The following is a 601-nucleotide window of genomic DNA, read 5'->3' as shown; positions in this document are numbered from 1 at the left end:
TGGTGTCGAGTGCCCGTAAGGCGGGGCTCGTCATCACCGCGCGCCAGGTGTTTGAGCGGCAGAGCCCGGAGGGGCTGGCTGTGGTGGCCGGTGCGGTGGGTGAGGGTGCCGCGGTGGGTGGTGGTGATGCGGGTGTGGGGGAGATTCCGCTGACGCCGGTCATGCATGAGCTGATCGAGCGGGTGGGTGCGGACAAGCTGGGCCAGGTCGTTCTGTCCGCGATGGTGGAGACCCCGGTGGGGCTCGACTACACCGTCCTCACCGATGCGGTTCAGGCGCTGGTCGATCACCACGACATTCTGAGGGCCCGGCTGGAGGACGACGGCGGCACCGTACGAAGGCTGGTTGTTCCCGAGCCCGGGGACGGCCTCGCCGGTCGGCTCCTGCGCCGCGTGGACGCGACCGGTCTCGAAGGCGATCGGCTGAACGGTCTGATCGGTGAGGAGATGAAGGCGGCCGTGGCCGGGCTGGATCCGTGGGCCGGTGTGATGGCTCAGCTGGTCTGGTTCGACCGCGGTCCGGAGGATCTCGGCCGGCTGCTGCTGATCGTCAACCACCTGGCGCTCGACACGGTGTCCCTGCGGATCCTGCTGCCGGACCT

1 protein-coding gene is annotated in these 601 nt (G+C 69.2%); it reads left to right on the top strand.

The window, feature by feature from the left end; genetic code table 11:
* Positions 1-161: 161 nt before the first annotated feature.
* Positions 162-601 (top strand): condensation domain-containing protein (locus IE247_RS34000; RefSeq protein WP_229869537.1); only part of this gene is annotated, 440 nt, incomplete at its 3' end.

The sequence above is a fragment of the Streptomyces inusitatus genome (assembly GCF_014651115.1).
Lineage (GTDB): Bacteria > Actinomycetota > Actinomycetes > Streptomycetales > Streptomycetaceae > Streptomyces > Streptomyces amakusaensis.
The sequence above is the reverse complement of the archived record's forward strand: the minus strand, read 5'-3'. Positions and strand labels throughout refer to the sequence as shown.